General features: G+C 42.1%; 11 protein-coding genes, 20 tRNA genes and 3 rRNA genes. 28 read left to right on the top strand and 6 right to left on the bottom strand.

Going from position 1 to position 19327, the window contains the following annotated elements; translation table 11 throughout:
- Positions 1–158 precede the first annotated feature (158 nt).
- From LCP48_RS18150 to LCP48_RS18135, 4 genes are all read left to right on the top strand, one after another.
- Positions 159–1352 (top strand): ornithine--oxo-acid transaminase, encoded by a 1194-nt coding sequence (locus LCP48_RS18150; RefSeq protein ID WP_004233780.1) that lies wholly within the window; start codon positions 159–161, stop codon positions 1350–1352.
- 83 nt (positions 1353–1435) lie between these two features.
- Positions 1436–2680 (top strand): Glu/Leu/Phe/Val family dehydrogenase, encoded by a 1245-nt coding sequence (locus tag LCP48_RS18145; protein WP_004233781.1) that lies wholly within the window; start codon positions 1436–1438, stop codon positions 2678–2680.
- Between the two features lie 365 nt (positions 2681–3045).
- A complete protein-coding gene (locus tag LCP48_RS18140; RefSeq protein ID WP_004233784.1) occupies positions 3046–4209 on the top strand; it encodes an iron-containing alcohol dehydrogenase in 1164 nt (387 codons plus the stop codon).
- A 361-nt stretch (positions 4210–4570) separates the two neighbouring features.
- Entirely contained in the window at positions 4571–5269 is a 699-nt protein-coding gene (locus LCP48_RS18135; protein ID WP_004233786.1) for a hypothetical protein, read from the top strand.
- Between the two features lie 53 nt (positions 5270–5322).
- Here the strand turns inward: LCP48_RS18135 and LCP48_RS18130 are convergent, their stop codons facing one another.
- A complete protein-coding gene (locus LCP48_RS18130) occupies positions 5323–6306 on the bottom strand; it encodes a cation diffusion facilitator family transporter (RefSeq protein WP_004233788.1) in 984 nt (327 codons plus the stop codon).
- Positions 6307–6320: 14 nt separating this feature from the next.
- On the bottom strand, positions 6321–7043 hold the full coding sequence (locus LCP48_RS18125; protein WP_004233792.1) for an MgtC/SapB family protein: 723 nt from the start codon (positions 7041–7043) through the stop codon (positions 6321–6323).
- A 133-nt stretch (positions 7044–7176) separates the two neighbouring features.
- On the opposite strand from LCP48_RS18125, the gene LCP48_RS18120 reads away from it, so the two are divergent.
- From LCP48_RS18120 to LCP48_RS18005, 24 genes are all read left to right on the top strand, one after another.
- Positions 7177–8076: a DMT family transporter gene (locus LCP48_RS18120; RefSeq protein ID WP_004233793.1), complete on the top strand. Its 900-nt coding sequence runs from the start codon at positions 7177–7179 to the stop codon at positions 8074–8076.
- A 269-nt stretch (positions 8077–8345) separates the two neighbouring features.
- A 16S ribosomal RNA gene (locus LCP48_RS18115) occupies positions 8346–9898 on the top strand.
- A 181-nt stretch (positions 9899–10079) separates the two neighbouring features.
- Positions 10080–13007, top strand: a 23S ribosomal RNA gene (locus LCP48_RS18110).
- 116 nt (positions 13008–13123) lie between these two features.
- Positions 13124–13239: ribosomal RNA gene (rrf, locus tag LCP48_RS18105) — 5S ribosomal RNA — on the top strand.
- Together the 16S, 23S and 5S rRNA genes with 20 tRNA genes alongside form the textbook arrangement of a ribosomal RNA operon.
- A gap of 10 nt (positions 13240–13249) precedes the next feature.
- Positions 13250–13325 (top strand) — tRNA-Val (locus tag LCP48_RS18100).
- A 3-nt stretch (positions 13326–13328) separates the two neighbouring features.
- Positions 13329–13404, top strand: a tRNA-Thr gene (locus tag LCP48_RS18095).
- Between the two features lie 7 nt (positions 13405–13411).
- Positions 13412–13487, top strand: a tRNA-Lys gene (locus LCP48_RS18090).
- A 17-nt stretch (positions 13488–13504) separates the two neighbouring features.
- A tRNA-Leu gene (locus tag LCP48_RS18085) sits at positions 13505–13589 on the top strand.
- Positions 13590–13626: 37 nt separating this feature from the next.
- Positions 13627–13701 (top strand) — tRNA-Gly (locus tag LCP48_RS18080).
- Positions 13702–13706: 5 nt separating this feature from the next.
- Positions 13707–13795: transfer RNA gene (locus tag LCP48_RS18075), tRNA-Leu, on the top strand.
- 8 nt (positions 13796–13803) lie between these two features.
- A tRNA-Arg gene (locus tag LCP48_RS18070) sits at positions 13804–13880 on the top strand.
- A 9-nt stretch (positions 13881–13889) separates the two neighbouring features.
- Positions 13890–13966 (top strand) — tRNA-Pro (locus LCP48_RS18065).
- 16 nt (positions 13967–13982) lie between these two features.
- A tRNA-Ala gene (locus tag LCP48_RS18060) sits at positions 13983–14058 on the top strand.
- A gap of 28 nt (positions 14059–14086) precedes the next feature.
- Positions 14087–14160 (top strand) — tRNA-Met (locus LCP48_RS18055).
- A 7-nt stretch (positions 14161–14167) separates the two neighbouring features.
- Positions 14168–14244, top strand: a tRNA-Ile gene (locus tag LCP48_RS18050).
- Between the two features lie 15 nt (positions 14245–14259).
- Positions 14260–14352 (top strand) — tRNA-Ser (locus LCP48_RS18045).
- Positions 14353–14405: 53 nt separating this feature from the next.
- Positions 14406–14480, top strand: a tRNA-Met gene (locus tag LCP48_RS18040).
- Between the two features lie 3 nt (positions 14481–14483).
- Positions 14484–14559: transfer RNA gene (locus LCP48_RS18035), tRNA-Asp, on the top strand.
- Positions 14560–14617: 58 nt separating this feature from the next.
- Positions 14618–14693 (top strand) — tRNA-Phe (locus LCP48_RS18030).
- A 5-nt stretch (positions 14694–14698) separates the two neighbouring features.
- A tRNA-Gly gene (locus LCP48_RS18025) sits at positions 14699–14772 on the top strand.
- 1 nt (position 14773) lies between these two features.
- A tRNA-Ile gene (locus tag LCP48_RS18020) sits at positions 14774–14850 on the top strand.
- A 4-nt stretch (positions 14851–14854) separates the two neighbouring features.
- A tRNA-Asn gene (locus LCP48_RS18015) sits at positions 14855–14931 on the top strand.
- Positions 14932–14941: 10 nt separating this feature from the next.
- Positions 14942–15032: transfer RNA gene (locus LCP48_RS18010), tRNA-Ser, on the top strand.
- 2 nt (positions 15033–15034) lie between these two features.
- Positions 15035–15106: transfer RNA gene (locus tag LCP48_RS18005), tRNA-Glu, on the top strand.
- A gap of 59 nt (positions 15107–15165) precedes the next feature.
- Here LCP48_RS18005 and LCP48_RS18000 read toward each other — a convergent pair.
- The 4 genes from LCP48_RS18000 to nadB form a co-directional block, all read right to left on the bottom strand.
- Complete coding sequence (locus LCP48_RS18000; protein WP_004227774.1) at positions 15166–15582, bottom strand: VOC family protein; 417 nt, start codon at positions 15580–15582, stop codon at positions 15166–15168.
- A gap of 162 nt (positions 15583–15744) precedes the next feature.
- Positions 15745–16848: a quinolinate synthase NadA gene (gene nadA, locus LCP48_RS17995; protein WP_004227777.1), complete on the bottom strand. Its 1104-nt coding sequence runs from the start codon at positions 16846–16848 to the stop codon at positions 15745–15747.
- Complete coding sequence (gene nadC / locus LCP48_RS17990) at positions 16835–17695, bottom strand: carboxylating nicotinate-nucleotide diphosphorylase (protein ID WP_004227779.1); 861 nt, start codon at positions 17693–17695, stop codon at positions 16835–16837. Before nadC ends, nadA begins: the two co-directional genes overlap by 14 nt.
- Positions 17652–19238: an L-aspartate oxidase gene (gene nadB / locus LCP48_RS17985; protein ID WP_202342973.1), complete on the bottom strand. Its 1587-nt coding sequence runs from the start codon at positions 19236–19238 to the stop codon at positions 17652–17654. Before nadB ends, nadC begins: the two co-directional genes overlap by 44 nt.
- Positions 19239–19327: the final 89 nt, after the last annotated feature.

The raw sequence follows: 19327 nt of genomic DNA, 5'->3' as shown, positions 1-19327 counted from the left end.
GCGCTACCCTGGCTAAAACCGTAAACTTTCATGATGTAGTTTATCTTGGAGAAGTTAGCAAATTTCTCGTTTGAATTGTTGCTATATTCTTAATCATTCTACTTATAGTGATACATAGTCCCTTTCTTTTATAATGATTAGTAAGGAGAGAATAGGATATGACAAAAACTCAACAAGTTATTGAACAAACACAAAATTTTGGTGCGGCAAACTATCATCCACTGCCAATCGTTATTTCAGAGGCTGAGGGTGCTTGGGTTAAAGATCCAGAAGGTAACAAATATTTAGATATGTTATCTGCTTATTCAGCAGTAAACCAAGGACATCGTCACCCAAAAATTATCGCTGCTTTAAAAGAGCAAGCTGATAAAGTAACGTTAACTTCACGTGCTTTCTATAGCGAAAACCTTGGTGAATGGTATGAGCTAGTAGGAAAGTTAACAAATAAAGAAATGGTATTACCAATGAATACTGGTGCTGAAGCAGTAGAAACTGCGTTTAAAGCAGCTCGTCGTTGGGCATATGATGTAAAAGGCGTAGAAGAGGGTAAAGCTGAGGTTATTGCATGTAATGGTAACTTCCATGGTCGTACAATGTTAGCTGTATCTTTATCTTCTGATGAAGAATACCGTCGTGGTTTCGGTCCAATGCTACCAAATGTTAAATTGGTAGATTACGGTAATCTTGAAGCTTTAAAAGCTGCTATTACACCAAACACTGCTGCATTTTTAATTGAGCCAATTCAAGGTGAAGCGGGTATCGTAATTCCAACAGAAGGCTTCTTAAAAGCAGCACGTGAACTTTGCCGAGAAAACAATGTACTATTCATTGCTGACGAAATTCAAGCTGGTTTAGCACGTACAGGTAAAATGTTTGCTTGTGATTGGGAAGAAGTAGAGCCAGATATGTATATCTTGGGTAAAGCTCTAGGTGGCGGCGTGTTCCCAATTTCTTGTGTGGCTGCAAACCGTAGTATTTTAGGTGTATTCAACCCAGGTTCACATGGTTCAACTTTTGGAGGTAATCCTTTAGCTTGTGCAGTTTCAATTGCATCTATTAAAGTATTATTAGATGAAAAATTAGCAGAGCGTTCACACGAACTTGGTGAATACTTCAAAGGTAAATTAAAAGAAATTAACAACCCAGTTATTAAGGAAGTACGTGGTCGCGGTTTATTTATCGGTATGGAGCTAACAGAAGCAGCTCGTCCATACTGTGAAAAACTTAAAGAATTAGGTCTATTATGTAAAGAAACACATGATACAGTGATTCGTTTTGCACCACCACTTGTTATTTCTCAAGAGGATTTAGATTGGTCAATTGAACAAATTGAAAAAGTATTTAAACTTTAACAAAATGTTCACATTTTAATTCGGAAGTATGTTACAATGATGCCGATAACTATCATTAAAAAAAACAAAGAGGCGATTTAATAATGTCTGAAAACTTAAATCTTTTCACATCAACACAAGATGTCATTCAAGATGCTCTAAATAAACTTGGCTATGATGAAGCAATGTATGAATTACTAAAAGAACCGCTTCGCATGCTACAAGTACGTATCCCAGTGAAAATGGATGATGGTACAACAAAAGTATTTACTGGTTACCGTGCACAACATAATGATGCTGTAGGACCAACTAAAGGTGGGGTTCGTTTCCACCCACAAGTGTCTGAGGAGGAAGTTAAAGCGCTTTCAATGTGGATGACATTGAAATGTGGTATTGTCGATCTACCATACGGCGGTGGTAAAGGCGGTGTCATTTGTGACCCACGTCAAATGTCAATGGGCGAAATCGAACGTTTAAGCCGTGGCTATGTTCGTGCGGTAAGTCAAATCGTAGGACCTACAAAAGATATTCCTGCGCCAGACGTATTTACAAATGCACAAATTATGGCATGGATGATGGATGAATATAGCCGCATGGATGAATTCAACTCTCCAGGCTTCATCACTGGTAAGCCACTAGTACTTGGTGGTTCTCAAGGTCGTGACCGTGCGACTGCACAAGGTGTTACAATCGTAATCGAAGAAGCAGCAAAAAAACGTGGTATTGATATTAAAGGTGCTCGTGTTGTTATTCAAGGATTTGGTAACGCAGGAAGCTTCCTTGCGAAATTCATGCATGATTTAGGTGCGAAAGTAATCGGTATTTCAGATGCTTATGGTGCACTTCATGATCCTGAAGGTTTAGATATCGACTATTTATTAGATCGTCGCGATAGCTTCGGAACAGTAACTACTTTATTTGAAAACACAATTTCTAACAAAGAATTATTAGAGCTTGATTGTGATATTTTAGTACCAGCTGCTATTGAAAACCAAATTACTGCTGACAATGCACATAATGTAAAAGCAAATATCGTAGTAGAAGCAGCAAATGGTCCAACAACAGCTGAAGCAACTAAAATCTTAACAGAGCGTGGCATTTTACTTGTACCAGACGTATTAGCCTCTGCAGGTGGGGTTACTGTTTCTTACTTTGAATGGGTGCAAAATAACCAAGGTTATTATTGGACAGAAGAAGAAGTGGAAGAGCGTCTATACAAAAAAATGGTCGAAGCATTTGATAATGTATATACAACAGCAACAACACGTAACATCAACATGCGCTTAGCAGCTTACATGGTAGGTGTTCGCCGTACTGCAGAAGCTTCTCGCTTCCGTGGTTGGGTTTAAGCAAAAAATGAAAAAACGAGTCATTTCCTTAATCGGATGACTCGTTTTTTTCGTTTTTATTCGATTGAAGAAGGTGGTCTAGACGCTGTTCTAATAGCATCTTTTTTTCGTTCCTTATTTTTTTGATTTTAAAAAATCTTAGCAGAAAAAAGCCCGAAATTATGATTACAACAACAATTACAATAATAAGCATGTGCAAAAATTCCTTTTATTTTATGTAATGTCTAGTACTATACAACTATTGCCTGAACAAAATCTAAACAGCTTGAAAAAACGCCTTCGAAATAGCAAAGTGTTGACAGCGTTTAATCTTTGCTTTCTCTAGCGTAATTATGAGAAAATCCAACTAGAAAGGGGCGAATTAGATGGATTCATTTACTTTTTTTAACCCAGTGAAACTACATTTTGGTGAGGATGCACTTGAAAAATTACCGAAAGAATTAGAGCAATTTGGAAACAAGGTATTAGTTGTATATGGTGGCGGAAGTATTAAATCAAATGGTGTATACGATGCTGTTATAGAGAAATTACAACAGGCGGATAAGACCGTATTTGAATTAGGTGGTGTAGAGCCAAATCCGCGAGTGGAAACAGCTAGACGAGGTATTGAGATATGCAAAACAGAAGGAATTGACTTAGTTCTTGCTGTGGGTGGTGGTTCAGTAATCGATTGTTCTAAATTAATTGTTGCTGGCGCTAAGTATGATGGCGATGCTTGGGATATCGTGAAACGTAAAGTGTTTGTAGAACAAGCTATACCACTAGGAACGGTATTAACACTTGCTGCTACAGGCTCAGAAATGAATGCTGGATCAGTGATAACGAATGCTGCTACTGAAGAAAAACTAAGTTGGGGTAGTCCAGCAGCCTTCCCGAAATTTTCAATACTAAATCCAGCATATACAGTGACTGTACCTAAAAATCACACTGTATATGGAATAGTGGATATGATGTCACATGTATTTGAGCAATATTTCCACAATACAACGAATACTCCTATCACAGATGAAATGTGTGAAGGGGTATTGCGAACGGTTATTACGACAGCTCCAAAATTATTAGAGGACCTAGAAAATACGAAGTTACGCGAAACCATTCTATTAGCAGGGACAATTGGTTTAAATGGATTCCTATCAATTGGTTCACGAGGGGACTGGGCATCTCATAATATTGAACATGCCGTATCTGCTGTTTACGACATTCCACATGCAGGTGGTTTAGCCATTCTTCAACCGCATTGGATGCGTTTAAATGTACCAGTAAATCCTGAGCGTTTTGCAGGTATAGCAACACGTGTGTTTGGAGTCGAGGCAACAGGCAAAACAGTAGAAGAGGTTGCTTATGAGGGAATTGATCGTTTATCTGCATTTTGGACATCATTAGGGGCACCTAGTCGTTTGGCAGATTACGATATTGATGATTCGAAATTCCAGCAAATTGTAGATCATGCTATGCAAAATGGCCCTTTTGGCAACTTTAATCGATTGCAAGAGGAAGATGTAAGAACTATTTTACAAAATTCTCTTTAATACATTAAGTATGAGACTATGCTTATAGCCTCATACTTTTTTTATTGCAAGGTTAAGAAAAATTAACGATAAATGTAGAATTTTGTCGTAGAAGTTTCTTTAGTCCTGCAATATAATAAAATAGATAGATAATAAAGGGAATTTGAATACATTTTTCTTTATTTTAAGTGAGTAAAGTCATGGTTTTTTACTGAGTCATTAAACCTATATTATAGATTGTTTTACTATAAGGTGATTTATTGAAAGACAGAAAAGAATGGTTTTTTGTCGTAATCAGTCAATTCGTGTGTCAATGTTCAGAAGTTGTTCAGCCACCTTTACTAAAATAATTACAATATTAAACAAAGAGGAGAGGGATCAAATGTTGAAACAATTGCTACAGGACCGTATTGTTACATTAAGTTGTATAGAAATTCCATTTCAGCAACATGTTTATAAAATGCAAAATTGTGTAGAAGTATTAGGAATTGAAGCGAAATCATTGCAAATTGAAAATGATAAAATTATCACTGGATACATTGTAGATCAAAGTATATTTTTTAAAAGCGTGCGTTTTGGGCAAACAAATGTTATTTTTTCGGATGGTGTAAATAAAGCAATTGTACAATTATTTGTTCGTCCTTCTGGAGAAATTGTTGTAGAAGTTAAGCCGTATTTGGGGGGTGCTGAGATTGTTCCTGTTTATTATCGAACAATTTTAGCAGATACAGCTATTGCAATTGATTTAAAAGGTGCTTTAAAACATTATTTGGTAGCCCATCAATTCATGAATTTAGAAGATTCAATTGCTGAAGTACATTATCAATCCATGCATCCGAATGTATTAAAGGATTCTTTTGCAGGAAATTTTGTGTTGGGTTGTCATGTGGATGGCAGAAATATTCTCAATGCAGAAGAATATGCATTAGCTAATCGTCAAGCCTCCTTACAATTTTCGAAAATTGTTATTCAACATAATGGTAAAAGACAAATGATTGCTTGTAATAAATTACTTACTTTTATGATTACAAACCATGTTTATGTAGGTTATGAGGATATTCCTAATTTAAAATTAGTCTAACAAATAGCCAACTGCCTGAAATACGGCAATTGGCTATTTGTTTTTATAAAGTATTAAATGGAGTTGTTAGGTTTCTCACCAACATGTATCCAGCTAGCTTTCCCGTCATCCTCGTCGAATAAAATAGCTACTTTAGATACTCCTTTTTGGCTTAGGATTACCTCTGTTAAATGATCACGAACATCATCTAAAAAGGCTAACGATAAAAGCGGATCAGCTTCAGCTACTAATTCTACATGTAAAAACTCTCCTTCTTTAATCACTTCAAGACGCACAATATCTTTAATATTCGGATCATCCATTACGAGGTGAGCGATATGGTTTAACATCTCTTCATCCGTCTCGCCAATGACGCCACGTGCATTATCGAGGAATACCTTACCAACTACATAAAACATCATGACCCCAATTATCATCGAAACTAGTCCTTCTATTCGACCCCAACCTGTAAAATAAGCAATTAAAATAGCAGCAAAGGCTAAGAAGTTGCCCCCAGTAGCAACTAAATCCTCCATAAAAACTAATTTTGTTGCTGGTTTTGCCCTATTCAAGTATGAGAAAGCTTTAGGAATAGCTGCAATACCTGCCTTTTCTTGACCTGCTTCATGTAACACTTCTGCAGCCGCTTTAGCTAGGACCGTCCCTTCTAAAACAATCCCGATGAATAATACTCCTAGGGCAATCAGTATCCCGCTAGACTCTCCTGTGGGATGAATAAAATGATGCCAACCTTCTTTTATTGTTTCATAAGAAAGGATAGCTACAATTATTACGGCAAAAAGGCATACTAAATTGACAATACGACCGAAGCCACCAGGAAATTGTTTTGTAGGTGCCTTTTTAGAGAGTGCTGAACCTATATACACAAATAATTGGTTTGCTGCATCGCCTAGAGAGTGCATCATTTCTGCAAACATCGCAACGTTACCTGTAAAGAAAAAGGCGATTCCTTTAATAATTCCTAAAAAGGCATTTACACATGCAGCCATTAGAGAGGGTTTGTTACCGTCTTTTAGTAGTTTTAATAGTTCTGCCATAAAAAATCCTCCAACTAGTTTAAAATTTCCATTTCGATTTTTTCTATATAAGATAGTGCTCGTAATGAACGATAAAATGACAACAAATTATCCGAGACGATTAAGGAAAGGCGTAAATCTAACTCATGTAAAACACTATCGTTTTTTAAGTGCACATCTTTAATGCGTATATTTTCAATGATAATGTTGTTGTCCTTTAAAAATAATAGAAATGATTCGGTATGGTTGTCATCATCAATTTGAACTTTTAATAAAATTTCCCGCATACGAATTCTCTTGGGTCCGATTTTCATAAGAAAAGGTGATAGTACTTCAATTCCAAAAACAATGATCACAACAGCTAGTGTTGCATCCATGTAAAAACCTGCACCAACCGCAATACCGATACCAGCGGCTCCCCAGATCATAGCAGCGGTTGTTAAACCCGTAATGCTGTCATTCCCGCGTCTTAGAATGACTCCTGCACCAAGAAAGCCAATTCCACTAACAATTTGTGCTGCTAAACGAAGAGGGTCCATCGTAATATTAATATCTTCTCTAGCGGGGGTTGAGTAGGCTGTTTCAATGGAGATAATCGTTAATAAGCAGCTGAAAGTAGCAATAACTAAACTTGTTTTTAATCCAACTGGTTTTTTCTTTAATTCCCTTTCGATACCGATTACTAAACTTAATGTGGCTGCAATAACTAATTTTATGCCAACTTCATATGTAATCATATTTTCGAATAATGTTTCCATACACAACCCTCCATTGATATTTCGTATTGCTAAGAGATATGCGAACTGTCATTATTATATGTGCATCACTTTTTTGTATTGTACAACATGAAGTAAGGACATATAAGTATTTTTTTAGGAAGGTGGGGGTTTTTTGGAGCATCCAAAAATTCATCCATACATCCCGATTGTGATTGGTGTAATTTCAGTATCGATGTCAGCAATTTTTGTGAAATTAGTATCGGCGGAAGCGGGGATTATAGCATTTTATCGCATGCTATTTTCCGTTTTAATCATGGCACCATGGTTTTTAAGAGGATATACAAAGGAGTTAGCAACTTTAAAAAGACGTGATTGGCTATTTTCTTCAGTTGCTGGGATTTTTTTAGCTTTTCATTTTATATTATGGTTTGAATCACTCAACTATACTTCAGTAGCAAGTTCAACAGTTTTAGTCACGCTACAACCTTTGTTTGCGTTTGTGGGCACTTACTTTTTCTTTAAAGAAAAAATTACGATGAAAACAATCGTAGCAGGATCAATTGCAATAATAGGAAGTGTTTTAATTAGTTGGGGCGATTTTAAAGTAAGTGGAACAGCCTTTTATGGAGATGTACTGGCGCTCGTTGCATGTGCACTTGCAACAGCTTATTTTCTATTAGGACAGGATGTACGTAAGAGATTATCACTTGTGACCTATACAATGGTTGTATATGTTGTAAGTACCATCACTTTATTTATATATGTAATGGTTAAAGGGGAATCATTTGGTCCATATTCTTTGATGGATTGGTTATGGTTTATCTTATTAGCATTAATCCCAAATTTACTTGGTCATACTTTGTTTAATTGGTCAATTAAATACGTTAGTACGAATATTGTTTCAATTGCTATATTATTTGAGCCTGTAGGAGCTGCTCTTTTAGCTTTGGTGATATTTAAAGAGTATTTAATCATGACACAAATCATCGGTGGATTGATTGTATTAGCAGGAATTCTATTGTTTGTAATAGATATTAAAAAGATTTTTAATTTTTTTATGAAAAATGCTTGATTTTTAAAATGCTATATTATATATTATTACTTGTCCTTAACAAGAAGAAACGCTTGAAAATAAAGTTTTGAAAAGTTGTTGACTTATAGTTGAGAATGAGATAAGATAATAAAGTCGCTGAAAACGACTTGAATAAAATGAACCTTGAAAACTGAACAAGCAAAACGTAATCAATAAAGTTTTAAGTAGCTAGCTTTGCTAGTGAACGAAACACAATTTTGGACATCAAACATGATGCCAGCAAAACAATTTGAGCTAATCAAATTTCTTTTATGGAGAGTTTGATCCTGGCTCAGGACGAACGCTGGCGGCGTGCCTAATACATGCAAGTCGAGCGAACAGAAAAGGAGCTTGCTCCTTTGACGTTAGCGGCGGACGGGTGAGTAACACGTGGGCAACCTACCCTATAGTTTGGGATAACTCCGGGAAACCGGGGCTAATACCGAATAATCTCTTTTACTTCATGGTGAAAGACTGAAAGACGGCATCTCGCTGTCGCTATAGGATGGGCCCGCGGCGCATTAGCTAGTTGGTGAGGTAACGGCTCACCAAGGCGACGATGCGTAGCCGACCTGAGAGGGTGATCGGCCACACTGGGACTGAGACACGGCCCAGACTCCTACGGGAGGCAGCAGTAGGGAATCTTCCACAATGGGCGAAAGCCTGATGGAGCAACGCCGCGTGAGTGAAGAAGGTTTTCGGATCGTAAAACTCTGTTGTAAGGGAAGAACAAGTACAGTAGTAACTGGCTGTACCTTGACGGTACCTTATTAGAAAGCCACGGCTAACTACGTGCCAGCAGCCGCGGTAATACGTAGGTGGCAAGCGTTGTCCGGAATTATTGGGCGTAAAGCGCGCGCAGGCGGTCCTTTAAGTCTGATGTGAAAGCCCACGGCTCAACCGTGGAGGGTCATTGGAAACTGGGGGACTTGAGTGCAGAAGAGGAAAGTGGAATTCCAAGTGTAGCGGTGAAATGCGTAGAGATTTGGAGGAACACCAGTGGCGAAGGCGACTTTCTGGTCTGTAACTGACGCTGAGGCGCGAAAGCGTGGGGAGCAAACAGGATTAGATACCCTGGTAGTCCACGCCGTAAACGATGAGTGCTAAGTGTTAGGGGGTTTCCGCCCCTTAGTGCTGCAGCTAACGCATTAAGCACTCCGCCTGGGGAGTACGGTCGCAAGACTGAAACTCAAAGGAATTGACGGGGGCCCGCACAAGCGGTGGAGCATGTGGTTTAATTCGAAGCAACGCGAAGAACCTTACCAGGTCTTGACATCCCGTTGACCACTGTAGAGATATAGTTTCCCCTTCGGGGGCAACGGTGACAGGTGGTGCATGGTTGTCGTCAGCTCGTGTCGTGAGATGTTGGGTTAAGTCCCGCAACGAGCGCAACCCTTGATCTTAGTTGCCATCATTTAGTTGGGCACTCTAAGGTGACTGCCGGTGACAAACCGGAGGAAGGTGGGGATGACGTCAAATCATCATGCCCCTTATGACCTGGGCTACACACGTGCTACAATGGACGATACAAACGGTTGCCAACTCGCGAGAGGGAGCTAATCCGATAAAGTCGTTCTCAGTTCGGATTGTAGGCTGCAACTCGCCTACATGAAGCCGGAATCGCTAGTAATCGCGGATCAGCATGCCGCGGTGAATACGTTCCCGGGCCTTGTACACACCGCCCGTCACACCACGAGAGTTTGTAACACCCGAAGTCGGTGAGGTAACCTTTTGGAGCCAGCCGCCGAAGGTGGGATAGATGATTGGGGTGAAGTCGTAACAAGGTAGCCGTATCGGAAGGTGCGGCTGGATCACCTCCTTTCTAAGGATATTTTCGGAATACAAACCTTGGGTTTGTAAGATTACGTTTTGCGTTCAGTTTTGAAGGTTCATTCTTCTGAATGAAACACTTCAAAACTTGTTCTTTGAAAACTGGATAAAACGACATTGAAATTGTAACAAACACATTTATTTTTTAAGTTTTTTTATAGGCTTAATAACTTGGTTAAGTTATTAAGGGCGCACGGCGAATGCCTTGGCACTAGGAGCCGAAGAAGGACGGCACTAACACCGATATGCTTCGGGGAGCTGTAAGTGAGCTTTGATCCGGAGATTTCCGAATGGGGGAACCCACTACGTTTAATCGCGTAGTATCTTGACGTGAATACATAGCGTCTTGAAGGCAGACCCAGGGAACTGAAACATCTAAGTACCTGGAGGAAGAGAAAGAAAAATCGATTCCCTGAGTAGCGGCGAGCGAAACGGGAAGAGCCCAAACCAAGAGGCTTGCCTCTTGGGGTTGTAGGACACTCAATACGGAGTTACAAAAGAGCGAGTTAGATGAAGCGACTTGGAAAGGTCCGCCAGAGCAGGTAAAAGCCCTGTAGTCGAAAGTTCGTTCTCTCCTGAGTGGATCCTGAGTACGGCGGAACACGTGAAATTCCGTCGGAATCCGGGAGGACCATCTCCCAAGGCTAAATACTACCTAGTGACCGATAGTGAACCAGTACCGTGAGGGAAAGGTGAAAAGCACCCCGGAAGGGGAGTGAAAGAGATCCTGAAACCGTGTGCCTACAAGTAGTTAGAGCCCGTTAATGGGTGATAGCGTGCCTTTTGTAGAATGAACCGGCGAGTTACGATTACGTGCGAGGTTAAGCTTTAGAAGGCGGAGCCGCAGCGAAAGCGAGTCTGAATAGGGCGAAGTAGTACGTGGTCGTAGACCCGAAACCAGGTGATCTACCCATGTCCAGGGTGAAGGTGAGGTAACACTTACTGGAGGCCCGAACCCACGCACGTTGAAAAGTGCGGGGATGAGGTGTGGGTAGCGGAGAAATTCCAATCGAACTTGGAGATAGCTGGTTCTCTCCGAAATAGCTTTAGGGCTAGCCTCGTGATGAGAATACTGGAGGTAGAGCACTGTTTGGACTAGGGGGCCATCCCGGTTTACCGAATTCAGACAAACTCCGAATGCCAGATATTTATACACGGGAGTCAGACTGCGAGTGATAAGATCCGTAGTCAAAAGGGAAACAGCCCAGACCACCAGCTAAGGTCCCAAAGTAATCGTTAAGTGGAAAAGGATGTGGCGTTGCACAGACAACCAGGATGTTGGCTTAGAAGCAGCCATCATTTAAAGAGTGCGTAATAGCTCACTGGTCGAGTGACGCTGCGCCGAAAATGTATCGGGGCTAAACGATTCACCGAAGCTGTGGATTGACATCTACGATGTCAGTGGTAGGAGAGCGTTCTAAGTGCGTTGAAGTCAGACCGGAAGGACTGGTGGAGCGCTTAGAAGTGAGAATGCCGGTATGAGTAGCGAAAGACGGGTGAGAATCCCGTCCACCGTATGACTAAGGTTTCCTGAGGAAGGCTCGTCCGCTCAGGGTTAGTCGGGACCTAAGCCGAGGCCGATAGGCGTAGGCGATGGACAACAGGTTGATATTCCTGTACCACCTCCTCACCGTTTGAGAAATGGGGGGACGCAGTAGGATAGGGTAAGCGCGCCGTTGGTTGTGCGCGTCCAAGCAGTAAGGCGTGTGTGTAGGCAAATCCGCACACTGTAACGTTGAGCTGTGATGGCGAGTCCGTATGGACGAAGTTCCTGATTTCACACTGCCAAGAAAAGCCTCTATCGAGGTGAGAGGTGCCCGTACCGCAAACCGACACAGGTAGTCGAGGAGAGAATCCTAAGGTGTGCGAGAGAACTCTCGTTAAGGAACTCGGCAAAATGACCCCGTAACTTCGGGAGAAGGGGTGCTCTTGAGCGTGCAAGCGCATGAGAGCCGCAGTGAATAGGCCCAGGCGACTGTTTAGCAAAAACACAGGTCTCTGCAAAACCGTAAGGTGACGTATAGGGGCTGACGCCTGCCCGGTGCTGGAAGGTTAAGAGGAGTGGTTAGCGCAAGCGAAGCTGCGAATTGAAGCCCCAGTAAACGGCGGCCGTAACTATAACGGTCCTAAGGTAGCGAAATTCCTTGTCGGGTAAGTTCCGACCCGCACGAAAGGCGTAACGATCTGGGCACTGTCTCAACGAGAGACTCGGTGAAATTATAGTACCTGTGAAGATGCAGGTTACCCGCGACAGGACGGAAAGACCCCGTGGAGCTTTACTGTAGCCTGATATTGAATTTTGGTACAACTTGTACAGGATAGGTAGGAGCCAGAGATCTCGGAGCGCCAGCTTCGAAGGAGGCGTCGGTGGGATACTACCCTGGTTGTATTGAAATTCTAACCCATGCCCCTTAGCGGGGCAGGAGACAGTGTCAGGCGGACAGTTTGACTGGGGCGGTCGCCTCCTAAAAGGTAACGGAGGCGCCCAAAGGTTCCCTCAGAATGGTTGGAAATCATTCGTAGAGTGTAAAGGCACAAGGGAGCTTGACTGCGAGACCTACAAGTCGAGCAGGGTCGAAAGACGGGCTTAGTGATCCGGTGGTTCCGCATGGAAGGGCCATCGCTCAACGGATAAAAGCTACCCCGGGGATAACAGGCTTATCTCCCCCAAGAGTCCACATCGACGGGGAGGTTTGGCACCTCGATGTCGGCTCATCGCATCCTGGGGCTGTAGTCGGTCCCAAGGGTTGGGCTGTTCGCCCATTAAAGCGGTACGCGAGCTGGGTTCAGAACGTCGTGAGACAGTTCGGTCCCTATCCGTCGTGGGCGTAGGAAATTTGAGAGGAGCTGTCCTTAGTACGAGAGGACCGGGATGGACACACCGCTGGTGTACCAGTTGTCTTGCCAAAGGCATCGCTGGGTAGCTATGTGTGGACGGGATAAGTGCTGAAAGCATCTAAGCATGAAGCCCCCCTCAAGATGAGATTTCCCATTACGCAAGTAAGTAAGATCCCTCAAAGACGATGAGGTAGATAGGTTCGAGGTGGAAGTGTGGTGACACATGGAGCTGACGAATACTAATCGATCGAGGACTTAACCAAAAAAGTTTGAAACATTCAATGTGCCGTTTATCCAGTTTTGAAAGAACAAATCTTTCAATAAAAAAAGAGAGCTTCAAGACGCAGTAATACGCCGTGTATTGGAGGTCGAATAAAAGTCTAGTGATGATGGCAAAGAGGTCACACCCGTTCCCATACCGAACACGGAAGTTAAGCTCTTTAGCGCCGATGGTAGTTGGGGGCTTCCCCCTGTGAGAGTAGGACGTCGCTAGGCATAATACCCAGGAGGATTAGCTCAGCTGGGAGAGCATCTGCCTTACAAGCAGAGGGTCGGCGGTTCGAGCCCGTCATCCTCCACCATATGCCGGTTTAGCTCAGCAGGTAGAGCAACTGACTTGTAATCAGTAGGTCGTGGGTTCGATTCCTATAGCCGGCACCATTTTTTCGAGCCATTAGCTCAGTTGGTAGAGCATCTGACTTTTAATCAGAGGGTCGAAGGTTCGAGTCCTTCATGGCTCACCATTTTCAAATAATAATAAGCGGGTGTGGCGGAATTGGCAGACGCACTAGACTTAGGATCTAGCGCCGCAAGGCGTGGGGGTTCGACTCCCTTCACCCGCACCATTATTTTCATTGCCAGATAAAAAAAGCTTATGCACATGCGGAAGTAGTTCAGTGGTAGAACACCACCTTGCCAAGGTGGGGGTCGCGAGTTCGAACCTCGTCTTCCGCTCCAAATGTGCCGGGGTGGCGGAACTGGCAGACGCACAGGACTTAAAATCCTGCGGTAGGTGACTACCGTACCGGTTCGATTCCGGTCCTCGGCACCATTTTAAATGCGCCCGTAGCTCAATTGGATAGAGCGTCTGACTACGGATCAGAAGGTTATGGGTTCGACTCCTGTCGGGCGCGCCAAAAGAACAACGGGAAGTAGCTCAGCTTGGTAGAGCACTTGGTTTGGGACCAAGGGGTCGCAGGTTCGAATCCTGTCTTCCCGACCATTTCCAAAAAAATTATGGGGCCTTAGCTCAGCTGGGAGAGCGCCTGCCTTGCACGCAGGAGGTCAGCGGTTCGATCCCGCTAGGCTCCACCATAAGTAAATTAACCAGTATAAAGATCCTGGCGGCGTAGCTCAGCTGGCTAGAGCGTACGGTTCATACCCGTAAGGTCGGGGGTTCGATCCCCTCTGCCGCCATCTTAAAGGACCTTTAGCTCAGTTGGTTAGAGCAGACGGCTCATAACCGTCCGGTCGCAGGTTCGAGTCCTGCAAGGTCCACCATTTATATATTGTAACGGAGGTATACCCAAGTCTGGCTGAAGGGATCGGTCTTGAAAACCGACAGGCGGGTAACACCGCGCGGGGGTTCGAATCCCTCTACCTCCTCCAGTTTTAAATTTTTATAAATGGTGCTTTAAAAACTCGAAACAGCATAAAATTATCGCGGGGTGGAGCAGTGGTAGCTCGTCGGGCTCATAACCCGAAGGTCGTTGGTTCAAATCCAGCCCCCGCAACCAAAAGGTCCCGTGGTGTAGCGGTTAACATGCCTGCCTGTCACGCAGGAGATCGCCGGTTCGATCCCGGTCGGGACCGCCATTTTTAAAATAAAAGTCATGAGAAGCAAAAGAGTGAGTAAGCTTAGCATGGACGAAATGGGTCAGTAGCTCAGTTGGTAGAGCATTAGATTGAAGCTCTAAGTGTCGGCGGTTCGATTCCGTCCTGACCCACCATTTATGCGGGTGTAGTTTAATGGTAAAACCTCAGCCTTCCAAGCTGATGTCGTGGGTTCGATTCCCATCACCCGCTCCAAGGGCCTATAGCTCAGCTGGTTAGAGCGCACGCCTGATAAGCGTGAGGTCGATGGTTCGAGTCCATTTAGGCCCACCATTATTCCGAAGTAGCTCAGTTGGTAGTAGCACCTGACTGTTAATCAGGTTGTCGCAGGTTCGAGTCCTGCCTTCGGAGCCATTTTTATTTTGGGGAAGTACTCAAGAGGCTGAAGAGGCGCCCCTGCTAAGGGTGTAGGTCGGGTAACCGGCGCGAGGGTTCAAATCCCTCCTTCTCCGCCATGGGCCCGTTGGTCAAGTGGTTAAGACACCGCCCTTTCACGGCGGTAACACGGGTTCGAATCCCGTACGGGTCATACTAAAAACAGTAGATGCATTTGCATCTACTGTTTTTTGATATTCATAGATACAAAATTTACTGTTGATTCAATGCATTTTCATCCATATAAACCACTTCCCAGATATGCCCATCTACATCTTGAAAACCCCAACCATACATAAATCCGTGATCTTGTGGTTCACTATATGGTTTACCACCAGAGGCAAGTGCCTTATTCACTAATTGATCTACTTGTTCTCGGCTTTCAGCAGAAAGACATAAGATTGCTTCTGCAGAAGTAGTAGTATCCGTAACTTCTTTCTTACTAAATCCTTTAAATCGTTCTTCAACCATTATTAATACGAAGATATTTTCACTAATAATCATTGAGGCTGTTGTTTCATCACTGAATTGTTGATTGAACTCAAAACCTAATTCCTTAAAAAAACTGATAGATTTGTTTAGATCTTTTACTGGTAAATTGATAAAGATATTTTTCGATTGAAAAGCCATTTAATATCACCTCCAAATTGACAGTATCATGGAGCATAAAGTCGTGTCAATTTTAGCCAAGCAGGCGAAAATGGAAGCCATTAGCACTATTGAAAGCAGGTGTTTGTCAACAAAAACAGAAAGGTTATATCTTCAACCTTTCTGTTTAAAAAGTTTAACTATTTATCCTCTGGCTAGCATTCTATCAAGTGAACTAAGTGCTTCAGTGGTAGTATGTTCATCTACTTGTATACGGTTATGAGGTTGACCTTGCTCAATACTTTCTAAGCTCCATAACAAATGTGGAAGGTCAATTCGATTCATTGTTAAACAAGGACAAAAGTTTTCATTTAAGGAGACAATATGTTTATCAGGATGCTGCTTAATAATGCGATTGACAAGGTTCATTTCTGTTCCAATTGCCCATGCAGATCCGCTTGGAGCTCGATTGATTGTATCAATAATGTATTTTGTGGAGCCTGCATCATCAGCCGCTGCTACCACTTCACGGCTGCACTCTGGGTGAACGATAATCCTCATAGCCGGGTGTTCTTTGCGAATAACCTCTGTATGTTGAACCGTAAAACCTTCGTGCACAGAGCAGTGACCCTTCCAAAGAATAACCTGGATATTTTCAAGAGGCTCTTTTGTTTCGAGCATGTTCTTATGTGGATTCCAAACAGCCATATTTTCAAGAGGTATACCTAAATCATAGGCAGTATTTCTTCCTAAATGTTGGTCAGGTAAAAAGAAGATACGCTGTTTTTGGGTAAAAGCCCATTGAACAAGTTCCTTTGCATTCGATGAAGTGACACAAGCACCACCATGTCTTCCAGTAAAGGCTTTAATAGCCGCAGTTGAATTAACATAGGTTAGAGGAATAATCGTATTACCAAAGAGTTCTTGAAGAATGGGCCATGCTTGTTCTGTTTGATAAATATCTGCCATATCAGCCATTGAACAACCAGCGCGCATATCTGGTAAATAGACATGTTGCTGTTTCGTTGTCAGCATATCAGCAGTCTCTGCCATAAAATGTACACCGCAAAATACGATGTGTTCAGCTTCCTTATTTGCTGCGGATATTTGAGCTAACTGTAAAGAATCCCCAGTTGCGTCTGCAAATTGAATGACTTCATCTTTTTGATAATGGTGGCCAGGAATAAATAATTTTGGACCTAATTTTTTCTTTATTGATAAAATACGAGATTCCATTTCCTTTACAGATAGTTCCCGATAATGCTCTGGGAGTAATGTCGTCTGTTGTAATAAACTAGTGATGGACAAGGGAATGATCTCCTTTCATTTGAACGAGTGCACTAATATCAAAAGCTTTAACTGAATGTGTTAAGGAGCCAAGTGAAATCCATTGAATCCCCGATTGGGCATATGCCTTTAAATTTTCAAGTGTGATGCCCCCAGATGCTTCAGTCGCAATAGTGGGAGGAACAATGGGAAGCCATGCACGAATTTCTTCTGGGCTACGGTTATCAAACATAATAATATCTGCTCCTGCGTTGATAGCTTCTTCTAATTGTTCTTTGGTTTCAATTTCAACTTCAATTTTTACGGTATGACCGACTTTTACTCTAGCGGCCTGAACTGCCTTTGTAATGCTACCAGCAAAGGCAATATGATTATCCTTTAGCATAATTGCGTCATACAGCCCATTACGATGATTAAAAGCACCACCAATTCGAACAGCATATTTATCTAACATACGCAGTCCTGGTAGTGTTTTACGCGTATCACATATTTTTGCGTGAGTACCTACTGTTTCTTGAACGGCAAGATGGGCTGCCGTTGCAATAGCAGACATACGTTGAATAAGATTTAAAATGACACGCTCACCGATTAATAACTTTTGTAAGGGACCTTTAATCACAGCGAGTACATCACCTGACTTAACCATCTCTCCATCTTTTTTATGAAGGTTGACTTCGATTGATCGATCGAGTAAGAGAAAGCCATGCTCAATAATGTTAGCCCCGCAAAAAATTCCGCTTTCTTTCGCGTAAAAAGAAAAAGCTCCCTGCTGTTCGGGTGAAAAGATAAATTCACTCGATAAATCTCCATCTCCTAAATCCTCATTAAAAAATTGCTTGAGCATTTCCTCGAGTTTGATGATATTCATACAATGAGTTCCTCACTTTCATTTGTCCTTGCGAAAAAATAATCCATCGGCTTGCCCATTGAGATTTCATTTCGGGCTTATCCGTTCGAATATGAGCTCCTCTAGTTTCCGTTCGGGTAATTGCTGCATGTGCCATTAATGTGGCGACTACATGCATCATAAATAATTCCAACTCCGCTAGTTCAAGACCCTTTAAATTAACTTGAGAAAGTGATTGCAAAGAGGGTAGTTGCTTTGCAAAATGCTGCAAGTCATCAATATTTCTAACAATACCTAGGAACCGCATCATGTGTTGCTGTAATTGGGGTTTGCTAAATAAAGGTGGCATTTTATCAGCACATTGATGCTTTTCCAGTAAAAAGTTTTTTTGATGACACCCTTTTTGAATAATGTACTGCGCCATTTTTTGACCAAATGTAATACCTTCCAATAGGGAGTTACTTGCTAAACGATTCGCGCCATGTACACCTGTACAGGCAACCTCACCGACTGCATATAAGTTTGGTATAGTAGTTTTTCCTTTGTCATCAGCAATAACACCACCCATCAAGAAATGACTTCCTGGAGCCACGGGGATTAGGCCATCTTGTAAATGAACGTGATGAACATGGCATAGCTGAGCAATTGTTGGAAATTTTTCTTCAAAGTCGTGAATGTTAGTGATATCAATAAACGTTTCTTCACCAGCTGCACGTTTTGTAAACAGGGCAAGTGCAGTAATATGTCTTGGTGCTAGGTCAAGTTGAGCATGTAAACCTGTCATAATGGGCTGATGCTGTGCATTAACAAAAATACCGCCAGCCCCTCTGACAGCTTCAGAAACTAATCCCTTTACTTCATTTTTACACCAAAGAAGACTCGGGTGAAATTGCATAAATTCCATATCACTAATGGCAGCGCCTGCTCGAAATGCTAATGCGATCCCATCCCCTGTATTAGTTGGAAAATTAGATGTACTTGAATAAAGGGCACCTGCGCCACCTGTCGCTAAAATAACATGATGAGCCAAATAACGTTTTGTACCTTTTTCTCCTTTGGTTAGTACTCCTACACAGTCACCATCTGTATTCCGTAAAAGCTCATAAGCCATTTCATAGCAATTGATCTTTGTTTTGGGTGAGAGTTTATGAAGCAAATAATCTATGAAAATCTGACCAGTACGATCACCACCTGCATGTAGAATACGATGATGACTATGTGCTCCTTCAAGTCCTAGAGCAGGTTTTCCATCGACCTGCCGATCAACAGGGAGGCCATCCTTTAGATAGTTTTGCATAATCTCAGTACCATCTTTTATAAGAGTTTTAACATGCCTTTTCTCATGATGATACTCGCCAGCTTTCAATGTATCAGCAATATGGTGTCGAATATGATCTTCCTCACTAGTAACAGCAGCAATCCCACCTTGTGCACGGTAAGAACTACTCATATATAAAGATGATTTTGTAACAATTTGTATTTGAAAATGTTTTTCAAGCACTAAAGCAGCCTGAAGTGCAGCAATTCCACTACCAATTATAAGGACGTCTGTCTTTACATCCATAGTTATACCTTCTTTACAGTTGTCTTGACACTTATCTTTACATAAAATAAAAAAGAAAACAAGACCTGATGAACAAGAGAGGAAGAAGA

It is taken from the genome of Lysinibacillus capsici, assembly GCF_020217405.1.
GTDB lineage: Bacteria > Bacillota > Bacilli > Bacillales_A > Planococcaceae > Lysinibacillus > Lysinibacillus capsici.
The sequence above is the reverse complement of the archived record's forward strand: the minus strand, read 5'-3'. Positions and strand labels throughout refer to the sequence as shown.